This is a genomic window from Streptomyces sp. UW30, assembly GCF_008042075.1.
GTDB lineage: Bacteria > Actinomycetota > Actinomycetes > Streptomycetales > Streptomycetaceae > Streptomyces.
This window is the reverse complement of sequence record NZ_RDBN01000037.1, coordinates 2,101,465-2,116,097: the sequence shown is the minus strand read 5'-3', so window position 1 is coordinate 2,116,097 and position 14,633 is coordinate 2,101,465. Positions and strand designations below refer to the sequence as shown.

Sequence of the window (14,633 nt, the reverse complement as noted above, 5' to 3'; positions counted from 1 at the left end):
CGCGCCCCGCGGCGGAGCCGCACATCGGGACAGCCCCGCGCCCCTGAGGGCGCGCTTCGCGCGCAACCTGCTGGCGGTGGCCGGCGTATCGGTGGTGGGCCTCTTCCTGCTCTTCTGCTTCATCGGTCCGCTCCTCTACTCCACCGACCAGACCCACACCGACCTCACCCAGGTCAATCTCCCGCCCAGCGCAGCGCACTGGCTCGGCACCGATGCCGTCGGGCACGACCAGCTCGGGCGGCTCATGTACGGCGGGCAGGTCTCGCTGCTCGTCGGGCTCGCGGCCGGGGTGCTCGCGACCGTCATCGGGACGCTGTGGGGCGCGGTGGCGGGGTATGCGGGCGGCTGGGTGGACGCGGTGATGATGCGGGTCGTGGACGCCGGGATCGCGATCCCGGCGCTGTTCATCCTGCTGGTCGTCTCCGCGATCACCTCGCCGGGCACGCCCGGGATGATCGTGATCCTCGGACTGGTGTCCTGGCTGGTGCCGTCCCGGCTGGTGCGGGCGGAGACGCTCACGCTCAAGAACCGGGATTATGTGCTGACCCTGCGCGCGACCGGCGGCACGCACGGCCGCGCGATCCGACGGCACATCCTGCCGAACTCGGTGTCGACGATCGTGGTCGCGGCCACCTTCCAGGTCGCCGACGCCATCCTGCTCATCGCGTATGTGTCGTATCTGGGGCTGGGCGTCCAGCCGCCGCAGACCGACTGGGGCGGCATGCTGACCGCCGGTCTGACGGCGGCGTACTCCGGGCGCTGGTGGCTGATCGTTCCGCCGGGCCTCGCGATCATCCTCGTCGTGTGCGCGTTCAACGCGATCGGCGACGGGCTGCGCGACGCCTTCGACGTGAGGGGACGCGGGTGAACATCCTTGAGATCGCCGATCTGGGCGTGACCTTCTCGACCGAAACGGGTGACGTGCCCGCCGTGCGCGGAGCGTCGCTGCACGTGCGGCCCGGCGAGACGCTGGCCCTCGTCGGTGAGTCCGGTTCCGGCAAGTCGACGGTGGCGCTGGCCGCGATGGGGCTGCTGCCGCGCACCGCACGGGCCTCGGGGCGGGTGGTGGTCGACGGCACCGACGTGGTGGGCGCGCCGGAGGCCGCGCTGGCCCGGCTGCGCGGCCGTACCGCCTCCATGGTCTTCCAGGAGCCGGCAACGGCCCTCGATCCACTGACCCGGGTGGGCTCCCAGATCGCGGAGGTCATACGGAACCATCGGGACGTCTCCCGGTCGGCCGCCGCCCGCGAGGCGGTCGAACTCCTGCGCCGCGTCGGCATTCCCGAGCCGGACAGGCGGGCTTCGGCCTTCCCCTTCCAGCTGTCGGGCGGGCAGCGCCAGCGGGTGGTCATCGCCATGGCGATCGCCAACTCCCCGGCACTGCTCGTCGCCGACGAGCCGACCACCGCGCTCGACGTGACCGTGCAGGCCGAGATCCTCGATCTGCTGCGCCGGCTGGCGGCCGACTCGGGCACGGGCGTGCTGCTGGTCACGCACAACATGGGCGTGGTCGCCGACTTCGCGGACCGGGTAGCCGTGATGCTGCGGGGCGAGGTCGTGGAGACGGGGACCGTGGAGGACGTACTGCTGCGACCGCGGCACGAGTACACGCGTGGCCTGCTGGCGGCGGTGCCCCGGCTGCGGCTCAGCGGTGCGGACGCTCCCCCGGCACAGGAGGCTCCCGTGGTGCAACTGCGTGATGTGTCCGTGCGGTTCGGGCGGGTGCGGGCCCTCGACGGCGTCTCCCTCGACGTCCGCCCCGGTGAAACCGTCGGTCTCGTGGGCGAGTCCGGGTCGGGCAAGTCGACCGCGGCCAGGGTCGCGCTCGGCCTGGTCACGCCCGCCTCGGGCGGGGTGTCGTTGTTCGGCACCGACCTGGGGCGCGCCCGGGGCCGGGGGCGCCGTGCCCTGCTGTCCGGCGTCGGTGTGGTGCTGCAGGATCCGGTGGCCTCGCTGGACGCGCGGATGAGAGTGGCGGAGTGCGTCGCCGAGCCGCTCAGGGTGCACCGGCGGGGCATGACGGCCGCCGAGCGGCGGGCCAGGGTCGCCGAGGTGCTCGAACTCGTGCGTCTGCCCCGGGAGTTGGCGCTCCGTGGGCCGCGGGAGCTCTCCGGGGGTCAGCGGCAGCGGGTGAGCCTCGCGCGGGCGCTGGTGCTGCGGCCCCGGCTGCTGGTCGCGGACGAGCCGACGAGCGCGCTGGACGTGAGTGTGCAGCGGACGGTGCTGGAGGTCATCGCCGAGTTGCAGCGTGAGCTGGGGTTCGCCTGTCTGCTCGTCTCCCACGACCTGGCCGTCGTGCAGGAGTTCGCGCGCCGGGTCGTGGTTCTTCGGGACGGGCGGATCGAGGAGCAGGGACCGACCATGACGACGCTGCTGCGCCCGGAGACCGACTACACGCGCCGGCTCATCGCGGCCGTGCCCGTGCCGGACCCGGTGCTGCAACGGCGGCGCCGGGAACACCGGACGGCGCTCGGGACGGGGGCCGAGGCGTGACGCGGTCAGTGCTGGCCGGTGTCGACATCGGCGGTACGACGACCCAGGCGGTGTTGTGCGACCCCGATCTCGACGTCCTGCACCGCGTCGGCTTGCCCACCCCGGCGGCGGACGGCGGGGCGGCGATGGTCGGCGCCGCGCTGGATGCCGTACGGCTGCTGCTCGGCCGTACGCCCGCGCGGCTGCTCGGCGTCGGGGTGGGCGCGGCGGGCGTGGTGGACGCGCGGGCCGGGCGGGTGCTGGTGGCCAGCGACTCGTTCCGGGGCTGGGCCGGGTTCGGGGTGACGGCGGCGGTCGAGGAGGCGCTGGGCGTGCCGGCGTTCCTGGACAACGACGTCAACGCCTTCCTGCGCGGCGAGGCGACGGCCGGTGCGGTGGCGGGCGTGCCGGATGCGCTCGGAATGACGCTGGGCACCGGCGTCGGCGGGGCGCTGTGGCTGGACGGCCGGCTGTACGACGGCCCGCACGGCGCGGCGGGCGAGCTCGGGCACGTCCCCGGCTTCGGCGACCTGCCCTGCACCTGCGGCGGGCGGGGGCATCTGGAGACCCTGGCTTCCGGCCGTGCGATCGCCGCTCGGTACGCCGTGCGCACCGGACTCTCGCGCACGGCCGGGGAGGTCGCCGAGGCGGCGGTGTCGGGCGACGGGGACGCACTCGCCGTGTACGAGGCGGCGGGTGCCGCGGTCGCCCGCGCCCTGCTCCTCACGGCGGGGCTGCTGGACGTCACCACGGTGGTCGTCGGCGGCGGCGTCAGCCGCTCCTGGGCTCTGCTGGAGCGCTCGATCCAAGCCGCCCTGACCGCGGAGCCGCCCGTCAGCGGGCATCCTGTCCGCGTGCTGCCGTCCGCGCTCGGCGCCGACGCGGTGGCGATCGGGGCGGCGGCACGGGCGCGTGCGGAACTGGGGCCCATGGCCGACCGGATGGCGGAAATCCGCCAAGGCGGACCAGGTGATTGACGCGTACCCAACACTCTCCTACCTTCTGGTCGATTCACCGAACTGCGTTCGAAATACCGTACGTTCGGCGTCCGACCAGAAGGCCCGCACCCCCTGGAGAGCACATGACACCCCCCTCCCGCAGACACTTCCTCGGCATGGCCGCGACCGTCCCGCTCGCCACGACCGGCGCCCTGGCCCTCGGCGCGGGGAGCGCCCACGCGGCCGACTCGGCGTACGCGATGGTCTACTTCACCGAGTCCAACACCATGCTGGAGGCGGACTACAACCTCCACCTGGCCGTCAGCACCGACGCGCTGCGCTGGACGCCGCTCAACCAGAACAACCCCGTCGCCACCCCCACCCTCGGCGCCGGCGGTCTGCGCGACCCGTTCCTGCTGCGCAAGCAGGACGGCACCTTCGTCGTCCTGGCGACCGACCTGAGCGGCACGGACTGGACCCGCACCAGCGTCCACGTCCACGTCTGGGACTCCACCGACCTGCGCACGTTCACCGGCTACCGGCTGCTGAAGCTGCACGACATGACGAACACCCACAGCTGGGCGCCGGAGGCCTACTGGGACGCCGCACGCGGCCAGTACGGCATCCTCTATTCGTCCGTGAACAGCAGCGGCCACAACGTCATCATGGTCAGCTACACGACCGACTTCCGTACGACGACCGACCCGCAGGTGTTCTTCGACCCGGGGTACGACGTCATCGACGGCAATCTCACCATCGGCGTGAACGGCGTCAACTACCTCTACTACAAGAAGGACCAGACCCTCGTCGGCGCCCGCTCGACGACCCTGAACCCCGGCAGCTTCACCCCGTTCAGCACCCCGGCGGCGCACGGCGGCACCGAGGCCCCGACGGTGGTGAAGTCCCTGACCGGCAACACCTGGTACCTGTGGGGCGACACCTACACGCCGAACGGCGTCTTCTACGCCTGGCAGAGCAACGACCTGGCCGCCGGCACCTGGACGGCCGTCGACCAGAAGCTCTACACCCAGCCGCTCAACTCCAAGCACTGCGGCATCCACCCGATCACATCGACCGAGTACGGCAACCTGCTCGCCAAGTGGGGCGCCCCCGCCTGGAACCGGCTCAAGTCGTACAACTACCCGGCGCGCTACGTCCGGCACAGCGGCTTCGCCGGCCGGATCGACGAGTACCCCTTCGACCCGTTCCCCGACTCGCAGTGGAAGCTGGTGCCGGGGCTCGCGGACTCCTCCGGCGTCTCGCTGCAGTCGGTCAACTACCCGACCCGGTATCTGCGGCACTACGACTACGCGCTGCGCCTGGACGTGAACGACGGCACGTCGACGTTCGCCGGGGACGCCACCTTCTACCGCACGGCCGGGCTCGCGGACGCCTCCTGGGCGTCATTCCGCTCGTACAACAACCCGACGCGCTACCTCAGGCACGCGAACTACGCCCTGCGCATCGATCCCGTCTCCACGGCCACCGAGCGCCAGGACGCCACCTTCCACGTCGGTTACTGAGCAGCACAGCGGGGTTGTGACGAGTGCCCGTCACAACCCCGCGAGAGCTGGAGCAGGTCAGTCCAGGCCGGCCGACTTCAGCCAGGCCTTGGCGACGTCGAGCGGGTCCTTGTTCTCCAGCTGGACCTGGGAGTCCAGGTCCAGGAGCGTCGTGGTGTCCAGCTTGGCCGAGACCGCGTTGAGCGCGTCGACACCCTTCTGCGACAGGCCGCTCTTGTAGACGAGCGGGGTCACGTTGGCGAAGCCGAAGAGGTTCTTCGGGTCCTTCAGGACGACGAAGCCCTCCTTGGTGATGGTCGGGTCCGTCGTGAAGATGTCCGCGGCCTGCACGGTGTTCTTCGTCAGCGCCGCCTGGGTCAGAGGACCACCCGCGTCCAGCGCCTTGAACGACTCGAACTTCAGGCCGTACTCGGACTCCAGCCCCTTCAGGCCCTGCTGCCGGGTCTGGAACTCGGGCGAGCCGCCGAACACCAGCTCCGGGGCGGCGGCCTTGAGGTCCTCCAGCGTGGACTCGGCGGTCAGCTTGTACTTCTTCGCCGTCTCGGCGTTGAGGCTGACGGAGTCCTTGTCCTCGGCCGGCGAGGACTCCAGCAGCGTCAGCTTGGCGTCCAGCTTGGCCTTGACCGCGGTGTTCACGCCGTCGGCCGTGTCCTGCTGCGCCTTCGGGTCGAGGTAGGCGAGGAGCGAGCCGTTGTACTCGGGCAGCACGGTGATGGAGCCGTTCTTGAGCAGACCGTAGGTCGTCTCGCGGCTGCCTATGTTGGGCTTGTAGGTGACCTTGACGCCCTTGGCCTTGAGAGCCTCGCCGTAGATGTCGGCGAGCAGGATGCTCTCGGCGAAGTTGTTGGAGCCGACGACGACGGTGTCGCCGCTCGCCCCGTCCCCGGCGAGCGGGTCGGACTTGTCGTCGGAGGAGGAACATCCCGCCAGCAGCGCCGCCGTGGCGGCGAGCGCGAAAGCGGCCGCGCCGGGATGGTTCCTGAGGGACCTGCTGCGTGAAGCGGTGAAAGTCACGGTTCCCGTTCCGGATTCAGGGGGTTGAGAGAACTCTTCCACTGATCCAATCCAGCCGGTTCTTGGTCAGTCAAGAGCGGCCAGGTCACCGATTGGCCTCAAAAATCGGAAGGTAACGGACAGTTGTGCTCCGATGTAAAGGCGGGACGGTTGCGGGGCGCTTGGGATGCAGGGGGCTGTAACGGATTCTTGACGTACAGTTCCGGTCACGGTGAACAAGGGGTTGTACTGTCCCCGGACGAAGCCGTTCCGTACCCGAACAACAGCGGTCACGTGAGACCTCGCGCGCCGTGCGACGCCCACGAAGGAGGCAACTCGGTGTCCACGAACGAGGAGGGCGTGCCCCGCCCGCGTCGTATACGCGGTTTTGCCTACCGCTGGCCCTTCAGACGCAAGCTGAACCTGCTCGTCCGGGTGCCGCTGGCCGTGGTCGCGGTCCTGCTCGCCTACCTCATCACCGACCAGGTCTCGCAGTCGCGCGACGCGGCCGACGCCGCCCGGCTGGTGCGGGAGAGCGCGGAGGTCGCCACCCTCGCGGACCGGCTGGCCGCCGAACACCAGCAGGCCATCCTGCTCTCCGTACGGCACGAGGCCGCCCAGGGCGGCGAGCCCTCCACCGCGGCCTACCGCACCGCCCAGTCCATGGTGAACGCCCAGGTCCAGCGGGTGCGCGACGCCTTCGGTGACCGGCTGCCGGTGACCGAGGCGCAGGCGCTGAAGGGCGTAGAGGGCCTGACCAGCCTGCGCGACACCGTGGAGCAGGGTTATCTGCCGGCCAGCAACATCGACCCCGCCTACACCCACGCCTCCCAGCTGCTGATCGACGGCCTCGGTCTGGACCGCAACCCGGACCTCGCGACCTCCTTCACCGGCAACCAGCTCGACTCGCTGCTGCGCGCGGGCGCCGCCCACAGCGCCTTCGAGACCGGCGTCTTCTCCGCGTCGACCGGCGACTCCAACGCGCTCCTGGAGTTCATCGACGCCATCGGCTCCCACGAGGAGTACACGCACCAGGCAGAACGTTTCGCCAGGTTCGCGACCGACGCACAGACCGCCCAGCTCGACGGGATCAAGTACACGGCGGCGCAGAGCATCATCAGCCGGCAGTTCACCGACCTGCAGATCGACCCCGGCTCCGTGGAGGCCGGCTCGCGCGCCGAGATCCGCACCTCGCTCGCGGCGGCCCTGGACTCCTACGGCGCCTACCGCGACCAGGCGCGGACGCGGCTGGCGATCACCACCTCGCTCATCCACCAGATCGCCGACCAGTCGGAGAGCGCCTCCGACACGGCCGCGTGGCGCGCGGCGCTGCTGCTCGGGCTGGCCGTGCTCGGGTTCGCGGTGTGGCTGGTCCTCGCGATGCTGGTGCGCCGCTCGGTGGTCCACCCGGTCACGGCCCTGACGGATGCCGCGCGGCAGGTCGCCGTCGTCGCCGAGCGGGAACTGGCCCGGGTGGCCGACGACGACGCCGAGGACGACGGTCCGCCGCGGCTGCGCGAGATGCCGGTCACCGCCCGCGACGAGATCGGCGAACTCGCCGAGGCGTTCAACCAGGTGCAGACCACGGCGGCCGCGCTGCTGGAACGGCAGGTGCTCAGCCGGCGCAACGTCGCCGAGATGTTCGGCAACGTGGGCCGCCGCGTCAGCAACCTGACGACACGTCAGCTCGCTCTGATCGACGCGGTGGAGCGGGGTGAGACGGACCCCGCGCTGCTGGAGCGGCTGTACTCCATCGACCACATCGCGGTCCGCCTGCGCCGCAACGCCGACAGCCTGATGCTGCTCGCGGGCATCCACGAGACGAGCCTGGACGCCGGGCCCACCTCGCTCACGAACGTCGTGCGCGCTGCGCTCGGCCAGATCGAGGGCTATCAGCGCGTGGAGCTGCGCCCGCGGACCGAGGTCAGGGTGGAGCCGGAGGTCATCGGCGACCTGACGCTGATGATGGCCGAACTCCTGGAGAACGCGGTGTCGTTCTCGCCGGAGGGCAGCCCGGTCGAGGTGGCAGTGGCAGCCGGCGGCGACGACGCGGTCATCGTCGTCTCGGACCACGGCCTGGGCATGAGCCCCGAACGCCTCGACGAGGAGAACGCGCGCCTGATCCGCCGCGAGCGGCTGGACGTCGTACCGACGAAGGTGCTGGGCCTGTTCGTGGTCGGCACGCTGGCGCGCCGCTGGGAGATCACGGTCGCCCTGTCGCGCACACCGGGCGGCGGTGTGACGGCCGAGGTGACGGTGCCGGCGTCGCTGCTGGTGACGGCCAGCACGACGGGGTCGACGGCCACGGCGGCACTGACGGCGGTCGCCGCCGCGAGGACGCCCGAGGCTGAGGACGCCCCTGCCGCCGCGGCGACCGGCCCGGTGCCCTCGCCCGCCGCGCAGGAGGGCGACACACGGCCGGACGACGGTGCGGAAGGCGACGGGCCGCGGCCTCTCCCCCGGCGGGTCTCCCCGCGGGCGTCCGAGCCGGACAGCGCCCCGACGGTCCCCGAAGCCCGTACCGAGCAGACCCCGGTCGACGACGGCGACTCGGCACCGGCCGACCACGCCCGGGCCGACCGGCCGGACCCGTCCGTCGCCGCCACCCGGCCCGGCGCGAAGCCGACGGCTCCCCTGGCCGCGAGCGACGCTCCCGCCGCCCGCCCGCTGCGTCGCCGCGTCCGTGGCGCGACCCTGCGCACGACCGTCGATGCCGGCGAGCGGCAGACGGCGCCGCGGCAGAGCGCGCCGACCCTCGACGCGGACGCGGTACGAGCCTCGCTCGACGAGTTCGAGGCGGCCGTGGAGCGCGCGCACCGCGACAGCCGACGCGGCGACGAAGAACGGTCCGCCGCACCCGCGACCCCCGACCCGCACCACCAGAACGACCTCCCGGAAGGAGCGCAGCAGTGAGCACGTCGACAGGTGGCACCCCGGCCCAAGGCGCCACGCCGGCCGAACTGAAGGCCGCCGCAGCCGACTTCACCTGGCTGCTCAACCGTTTCGCGAAGGAGACAGCCGGTGTCGTGGACGCCATTGCCGTCTCGTCCGACGGGCTGCTCATCGCCGTGTCCGAACTGCGGGAGCAGGCCGACTCCGAGCGGCTCGCCGCGATCGTCTCCGGCATCACCAGCCTGGCCGCCGGAGCCTCCGGCAACTACGGCCTCGGCGGCCTGAACAAGGTCATCATCGACCTGGAGGGCGGCCACGTCCTGGTCTCCGCGATCGGCAGCGGCGCCGTGCTCGGCGTCGTCACCGACAAGGAGGCCAAGCTCGGCAACATCGCCTACGAGATGACCGTGTTCGCCAACCGCGCCGGTGCCGCCCTGAGCCCGCAGCTCGTGCTGGAGCTGAAGAACAGCGTCGGCGCCGCGTCGGCCGGCTGACCGGGCCGGACAACGACAGGGCACCCGGCCGAGGAGAACGGACAACCCCATGGCGGACGGCAACCCACCGCCGGACCCGAGCGAACCGGCCCCCAGCGGCCCGGAACCGGTCGGCCAGGCCTCCGCCGTGCGGCCGTTCCTGCTCACCGCCGGCCGGGTGGCGGACGGCGGCGACGGCCCGTCGCTGCCCATCGAGACCCAGGTGGTGGCCACCGCCGAGGGGCTCGACGCGCTCGACCGGCTCTCCTTCGAGCAGCACGACATCGTCGCGGTGTGCCGGCTGCCGCAGTCCCTGGCGGAGATCGCGGCCCGGCTGCGGCTGCACCTGAACGTGGTGCGGGTCCTCGCCGAGGACCTGCGCGCGGCGGGTCAGTTGACGGTGCACGTGCCCGACGCCGGCGTCGTCCACGACTCAACCGTCCTGCGCAGGGTCATCGACGGCCTGCGCGCCATCCCCGACGCACGCGGAGTACGCAGTGACAGCGACTGAACCGGCCACCGTACGACCGCCGCTGCCGGTCAAGATGGTGATCTCGGGCGGCTTCGGTGTGGGCAAGACCACCGCCGTGGGCGCGATCTCCGAGATCGAGCCGCTGACCACCGAGGCCGCCATCACGGAGGTCGCGGCGGGCGTGGACGACCTCACGCACACCCCGCTCAAGACCACGACCACCGTGGCCATGGACTTCGGCTGCCTCACCATCGACCCGACGCTGAAGCTGTATCTGTTCGGCACGCCCGGCCAGGAGCGGTTCGGGTTCATGTGGGACGACATCGTCGAGGGAGCGGTCGGCGGCCTCGTCATCGTCGACACGCGGCGCCTGGACGACTGCTACGCCGCCGTCGACTACTTCGAGCACAAGGGCATCCCCTTCGCGGTGGCCGCCAACGCCTTCGACGGCCAGGTCGAGCACACCCTGGAGGAGATCCGCTGGGCCCTCGACGTCACCGAGGGCGTCCCGGTGGTCGTCTTCGACGCCCGCCAACGCGGCTCGGTACGGGACGCTCTGCTGCTCGTCCTGGAACTGGCGCTGGCGCGCACCGAGGCCTGACGCGCCCGGCACCCACGGTTCGGCGACTCCCCCGGGGTCGCGGGGCCCTGTTCACGGGACCCGGCTGCGCACCCCCGGCGACACCGCGAACCGACCCAGGGCCCAGAACACCCCGAGCGTCGCCAGGGCCATCGCGGCGACGAGGGTGGCGCCGCCGACTACCTTTTCGTAGTCGCGCTGGTAGAGGCCGTCGACGATGTAGCGGCCCAGGCCGCCGAGACTGACGTACGCAGCGATGGTGGCGGTGGAGACGATCTGGATGGCGCCCGAGCGCAGGCCGCTGAGGATCAGCGGGAGGGCCGCGGGCAGTTCGACCTGGAAGAGGACGCCGGCCTCGCTCATGCCCATCCCCCGCGCAGCGTCCACCGGTGAGGGGTCGACGGAGCGCATCGCCTCGTAGGTGGTGACGAGGATCGGGGGGACGGCGAGGATGACCAGCGGGGTCATCACGTTGACCATGCCGAAGCCCACGAGCAGGGTCATCAGCACCAGCAGGCCGAAGGTGGGCAGGGCCCGCCCGGCGACCGCGATGAAGGCGAGGGCGTTGCCGCCGCGACCGTAGTGACCGGTGACCAGGCCGACCGGCAGGGCGATCAGGGCGGCGATGCCGAGCGCCTGGAGGGTGTACTGGATGTGCTCGCCCACGCGCGTGGGGATGCCGTCGTAGCCCTGCCAGTGGGCGCTGTCGCGGAAGAAGTCGCTGATGAAGTGGAACAGGTTCACCGGGCTGCGTCCTCCAGAGCTGCGGCGGCCCCGTCGGGCCGGTCCGCCTTCGGTGTCGTACGCGCCCGGCGTGGCATCCACGGCGTCAGCAGCAGGCGTACGACGACCAGCAGACCGTCGGCGAGGATCGCCAGGGCGGCCATGGTGAGCACGGCGTTCAGGGCGAGTTCGGGCCGGTTGTAGATGTTCGCGTCGTTGATCAGGTTGCCGAGCGCGCCCTGGTTGCCGATGAGGGCGCCGACGCTGACGAGGCTGATGCTGGACACCGTCGCCACGCGCAGCCCGGCGATGATGGCCGGCACCGCGATGGGCAACTGCACCTGGACGTACCGGCGTACGGGTCCGAAGCCCATGGCCGTGGCGGCGGCGAGGGTCTCCTGGGGAACCGAGCGGACGCCGTCGACGATCGCCGGGACCAGGACGACGAGGCTGTAGACGGCGAGCGGGATCATCACCGTGAGCTCGGTCTGGCCGGTGTAGTCGATGAGGAGGACGAAGAAGGCCAGCGAGGGGACGGCGTACAGCACGGTCGTCACCCACAGCACCGGCGGGTACAGCCAGCGGAAGCGCACGCAGAGCTGGGCCAGCGGCAGCGAGACCACCAGTCCGGCCAGCACCGGCAGCATGGCCTCGCGCAGGTGCAGCCCGATCAGCCCGAGCCAGCTGGCCTGGAGGTCGCTGGGGATGTCGAAGAAACGGTCCCAGTTCATCCGGCGACCTTCGCGTTCGTCCGGCCCTCGTCGCGTCCGTCGCTGCCTCGGCCGTCGGCGTCGCGTCCCCCGGCGTCGCGTCCCTCGGCGTGCGCGCCGCGGATGGCCTCGGCGATGGTCTGCTGCGAGACGACCCCGGTGGCCCGGCCGCCGGCGTCCACGGCGACGGCCCAGCCGGTCGGCGAGAGCACGGCACAGTCCAGCGCGGCGCGCAGCGAGTCCGTGCCGGGGACGAACGGCCGCCCGTACGGCAGGAGTTTCGCCGGCTCGATCTCCCCGGCGGTCAGGTCCCGCGGCTCGCTCCAGCCGWRCGGGCGGCCGTCCTGGTCCGTGACGAGGAGGTAGGGGGCGTCGCCCGTGTCGTGCGCGGCGATCCGCTCGGCCGTGGCGTCGACGGCCACGACGGGCTCGGTCAGCAGCTCGAGACCGGCGGCCGGGAAGAAGGACAGCCGCCGGATGCCGCGGTCGGCGCCGAGGAAGTCCTCGACGAACGCGTCGGCGGGGTGGGAGAGCAGTTCGGCGGGCGGGGCGAACTGGGCGAGCTTGCCGCCGGTACGCATGACGGCGACCATCGTGCCGAGCTTGACGGCCTCGTCGATGTCGTGGGTGACGAAGACGATGGTCTTGCCCAACTCCTCCTGGATGCGCAGGAGTTCGTCCTGGAGTCCCTTGCGCACCACGGGGTCGACGGCCGAGAACGGCTCGTCCATGAGCAGCACCGGGGGATCGGCCGCGAGCGCCCGGGCCACGCCGACGCGCTGCTGCTGGCCGCCGGAGAGCTGGTACGGGTACCGCTTGGCGAGGGCCCCGTCGAGGCCCACCCGCTCCATCAGCTCCCGCGCGCGGGCCCGGGACTTCTCCTTGCCCCAGCCCAGCATGCGGGGCACGGTGGCGATGTTGTCGAGGATGGTGCGGTGCTGGAAGAGACCCGCGTTCTGGATGACGTATCCCATGGACCGGCGCAGGGTGTTGACCGGCTGCTGCTGAATGTCCACGTCGTCGAGGAGGATGGTGCCCTCGCTGGGCTCGACCATCCGGTTGATCATCCGCAGTGTGGTGGTCTTCCCGCAGCCCGACGGCCCCACGAGAACGGTGATCGAGCGGTCGGGTATCTCCAACGAGAGCCGGTCGACCGCCACCGTGCCGTCCGCGTATCGCTTGGTGACTGAATCTATCCGTATCAAAACGCCGAATATCCTTCGGGGTTGGCGGAAATTGACCGTTTCGTTCCGGCCATTTGCGCAGGCCGTCGCTGGTCGAGTCTAGACCGGTTGTGTTGCGGGGCTTCTGCCGGTGTGTGACGCGTTCCGGCTCCCGTGGCTGCGCAGGGCGGCGAAGGAGCGGCCGCCCGCCGTCCACTGGGCGACGGCATGCCAGCCGGCGCGCTCCGCGTACCGCAGCAGGGCGGGCGTGCCCAGCCGGGCCCAGGGGAAGGCGGTGCCGTGGGCGCCCCGGGCGTCGGCGACATGGACCTGGACGCGTTCGTCGAGGTCCAGGTCCGGCACGGTCTCGGCGATCAACAGCCCGCCGGGGGCGAGGAGTCGGCCGGTCCGGTCGAGCAGGGCCGCCGGGTCGCCGCCGATGCCGATGTTGCCGTCGATGAGCAGGGCGGTGCCCCAGCGGCCCTCGGCGGGGAGCGGCTCGAAGACGGAGCGGTGCAACGCCGGTGCGCCGAGCCGCAGTGTGCGCGCCACGGCCGCCTCGCTGACGTCGATGCCGAGCACGCGCCGTCCCTGCCGGCACAGCGCCGCGACCAGTCTCCCGGGCCCGCATCCGACGTCGAGCACCGCGCCCTCGCAGCGCCGCAGCACCTCCAGGTCCGCCGCGTCGGCGTCCGCACACCAGCGCTCCACGTCCAGCGGCAACAGCCAGCCGTCGGTCCGGCGCAGGAACAGGGGGCCGCGGCCGCTGTGCAGAGCGAGCGAGTAGGGGTCGGCGGACCAGGCCCGTTCGGTATCGGGGCGGGGGTCCGAGAGGAGGACGTCCGTGTCGTCCGAGGCCCGCCGCGGTCCGCTCTCGGTGCCGGTCGTGGCCGGGCGGGGGATCGCGGGCGGGCCCGCCTGGCGGGTGATCCATGCCGCCGTCCGCTGGCGCAGGCCCGTCATCGGCCCGCCGCCGGGGCGAAGCGTGCGAGCGCGGTCGCGAAGCGCCCGCCCGGGGCTCCCCTGGCGACCAGGTCGGCGTCGTACGCCGTGTCGACGTCCCGCAGCCGCGGCAGCTCGCGCACCCGCAGGTCCACGAGGCGGGCCCGCTGTGCGGCGCCCGTGTGCGGCGTCGACATCGGGACGCCGCGCAGGCGTGCCGGGTCCGGCTCGGCGAGGCCCAGCGCCCAGAAACCGCCGTCGGCGGCGGGGCCGAAGTACGCGTCGCAGCCGGACCAGTCCACCGTCAGCAGCTCCGGCGTCACCTGCGGGGTGTCCATGCCGATCAGCAGCGCCGGGCCGTCGCAGCCCGCGAACGCGGCGGCCAGCCGTTCGTCGAGGCCGCCGACGCACTGCGGTACGACCTCGAAGCCGGGCGGGAGCCAGGCGCCCGGCGTCCCGTCGAGGACCAGGACCCGGCGCCGCGCGGGCGTGTGCGCGACGACGTCCAGCGTGTCCGCGAGGGACGCCTCGGCGAGCGCGGCCGCCTCCTCGGGCGTGAAGGGCGGCGTCAGTCTGGTCTTCACCCGGCCCGGCCGGGGCTCCTTGGCGATGACGAGGAGCGTGGTCACGGGCGGGTTCCCTTCCGTACGGGGCCGGGGCGGGCGGCGGACGCGGGCTCGCGCTCCCCGTGCGTGACCGGCTCGCCCCCACCGGGCTCGCGCTCCCCGTGCGTGACCGGCTCGCCCCCACCT

14 protein-coding genes are annotated in these 14,633 nt (G+C 72.2%); 8 read left to right on the top strand and 6 right to left on the bottom strand.

Annotation, left to right across the window (positions count from 1 at the left end; translation table 11 throughout):
• Positions 1 to 43 precede the first annotated feature (43 nt).
• The 4 genes from EAO75_RS28395 to EAO75_RS28380 all read left to right on the top strand — a co-directional run bounded on the left by EAO75_RS28395 (position 44) and on the right by EAO75_RS28380 (position 4,933).
• Complete coding sequence (locus EAO75_RS28395; protein WP_261989467.1) at positions 44 to 868, top strand: ABC transporter permease; 825 nt, start codon at positions 44 to 46, stop codon at positions 866 to 868.
• A complete protein-coding gene (locus EAO75_RS28390; RefSeq protein WP_147997838.1) occupies positions 865 to 2,493 on the top strand; it encodes a dipeptide ABC transporter ATP-binding protein in 1,629 nt (542 codons plus the stop codon). Before EAO75_RS28395 ends, EAO75_RS28390 begins: the two co-directional genes overlap by 4 nt.
• Positions 2,490 to 3,449, top strand: coding sequence for an ROK family protein (locus EAO75_RS28385; RefSeq protein WP_261989436.1), 960 nt, complete (start codon positions 2,490 to 2,492; stop codon positions 3,447 to 3,449). The genes EAO75_RS28390 and EAO75_RS28385 overlap by 4 nt, the downstream gene beginning before the upstream one ends.
• A gap of 104 nt (positions 3,450 to 3,553) precedes the next feature.
• Positions 3,554 to 4,933 carry a glycoside hydrolase family 43 protein gene (locus EAO75_RS28380; protein ID WP_147997837.1) on the top strand — a complete coding sequence of 460 codons (1,380 nt, stop codon included), beginning with the start codon at positions 3,554 to 3,556 and terminating at the stop codon, positions 4,931 to 4,933.
• 57 nt (positions 4,934 to 4,990) lie between these two features.
• Here EAO75_RS28380 and EAO75_RS28375 read toward each other — a convergent pair whose 3' ends face one another.
• The gene (locus tag EAO75_RS28375; RefSeq protein WP_147997836.1) at positions 4,991 to 5,947 is read right to left on the bottom strand and encodes an ABC transporter substrate-binding protein; all 957 of its coding nucleotides are present in this window, start codon (positions 5,945 to 5,947) and stop codon (positions 4,991 to 4,993) included.
• Between the two features lie 318 nt (positions 5,948 to 6,265).
• Here EAO75_RS28375 and EAO75_RS28370 point away from each other — a divergent pair, with 318 nt between their 5' ends.
• The 4 genes from EAO75_RS28370 to EAO75_RS28355 are packed head-to-tail and all read left to right on the top strand — an operon-like array spanning position 6,266 to position 10,364.
• The gene (locus EAO75_RS28370; protein ID WP_147997835.1) at positions 6,266 to 8,839 is read left to right on the top strand and encodes a sensor histidine kinase; all 2,574 of its coding nucleotides are present in this window, start codon (positions 6,266 to 6,268) and stop codon (positions 8,837 to 8,839) included.
• The gene (locus tag EAO75_RS28365; RefSeq protein ID WP_147997834.1) at positions 8,836 to 9,312 is read left to right on the top strand and encodes a roadblock/LC7 domain-containing protein; all 477 of its coding nucleotides are present in this window, start codon (positions 8,836 to 8,838) and stop codon (positions 9,310 to 9,312) included. Before EAO75_RS28370 ends, EAO75_RS28365 begins: the two co-directional genes overlap by 4 nt.
• A gap of 49 nt (positions 9,313 to 9,361) precedes the next feature.
• On the top strand, positions 9,362 to 9,802 hold the full coding sequence (locus tag EAO75_RS28360) for a DUF742 domain-containing protein (protein ID WP_147997833.1): 441 nt from the start codon (positions 9,362 to 9,364) through the stop codon (positions 9,800 to 9,802).
• Positions 9,789 to 10,364, top strand: coding sequence for a GTP-binding protein (locus EAO75_RS28355; RefSeq protein ID WP_147997832.1), 576 nt, complete (start codon positions 9,789 to 9,791; stop codon positions 10,362 to 10,364). The genes EAO75_RS28360 and EAO75_RS28355 overlap by 14 nt, the downstream gene beginning before the upstream one ends.
• 51 nt (positions 10,365 to 10,415) lie before the next feature.
• Here EAO75_RS28355 and EAO75_RS28350 read toward each other — a convergent pair whose 3' ends face one another.
• From EAO75_RS28350 to EAO75_RS28330, 5 genes are all read right to left on the bottom strand, one after another.
• On the bottom strand, positions 10,416 to 11,087 hold the full coding sequence (locus EAO75_RS28350) for an ABC transporter permease (RefSeq protein WP_147997831.1): 672 nt from the start codon (positions 11,085 to 11,087) through the stop codon (positions 10,416 to 10,418).
• Entirely contained in the window at positions 11,084 to 11,797 is a 714-nt protein-coding gene (locus EAO75_RS28345; protein ID WP_147997830.1) for an ABC transporter permease, read from the bottom strand. Before EAO75_RS28345 ends, EAO75_RS28350 begins: the two co-directional genes overlap by 4 nt.
• Entirely contained in the window at positions 11,794 to 12,981 is a 1,188-nt protein-coding gene (locus tag EAO75_RS28340; RefSeq protein ID WP_147997829.1) for an ABC transporter ATP-binding protein, read from the bottom strand. Before EAO75_RS28340 ends, EAO75_RS28345 begins: the two co-directional genes overlap by 4 nt.
• 78 nt (positions 12,982 to 13,059) lie before the next feature.
• Positions 13,060 to 13,902 carry a methyltransferase domain-containing protein gene (locus EAO75_RS28335; RefSeq protein WP_147997828.1) on the bottom strand — a complete coding sequence of 281 codons (843 nt, stop codon included), beginning with the start codon at positions 13,900 to 13,902 and terminating at the stop codon, positions 13,060 to 13,062.
• Positions 13,899 to 14,510: a DUF2064 domain-containing protein gene (locus tag EAO75_RS28330; RefSeq protein WP_147997827.1), complete on the bottom strand. Its 612-nt coding sequence runs from the start codon at positions 14,508 to 14,510 to the stop codon at positions 13,899 to 13,901. Before EAO75_RS28330 ends, EAO75_RS28335 begins: the two co-directional genes overlap by 4 nt.
• Positions 14,511 to 14,633 lie beyond the last annotated feature (123 nt).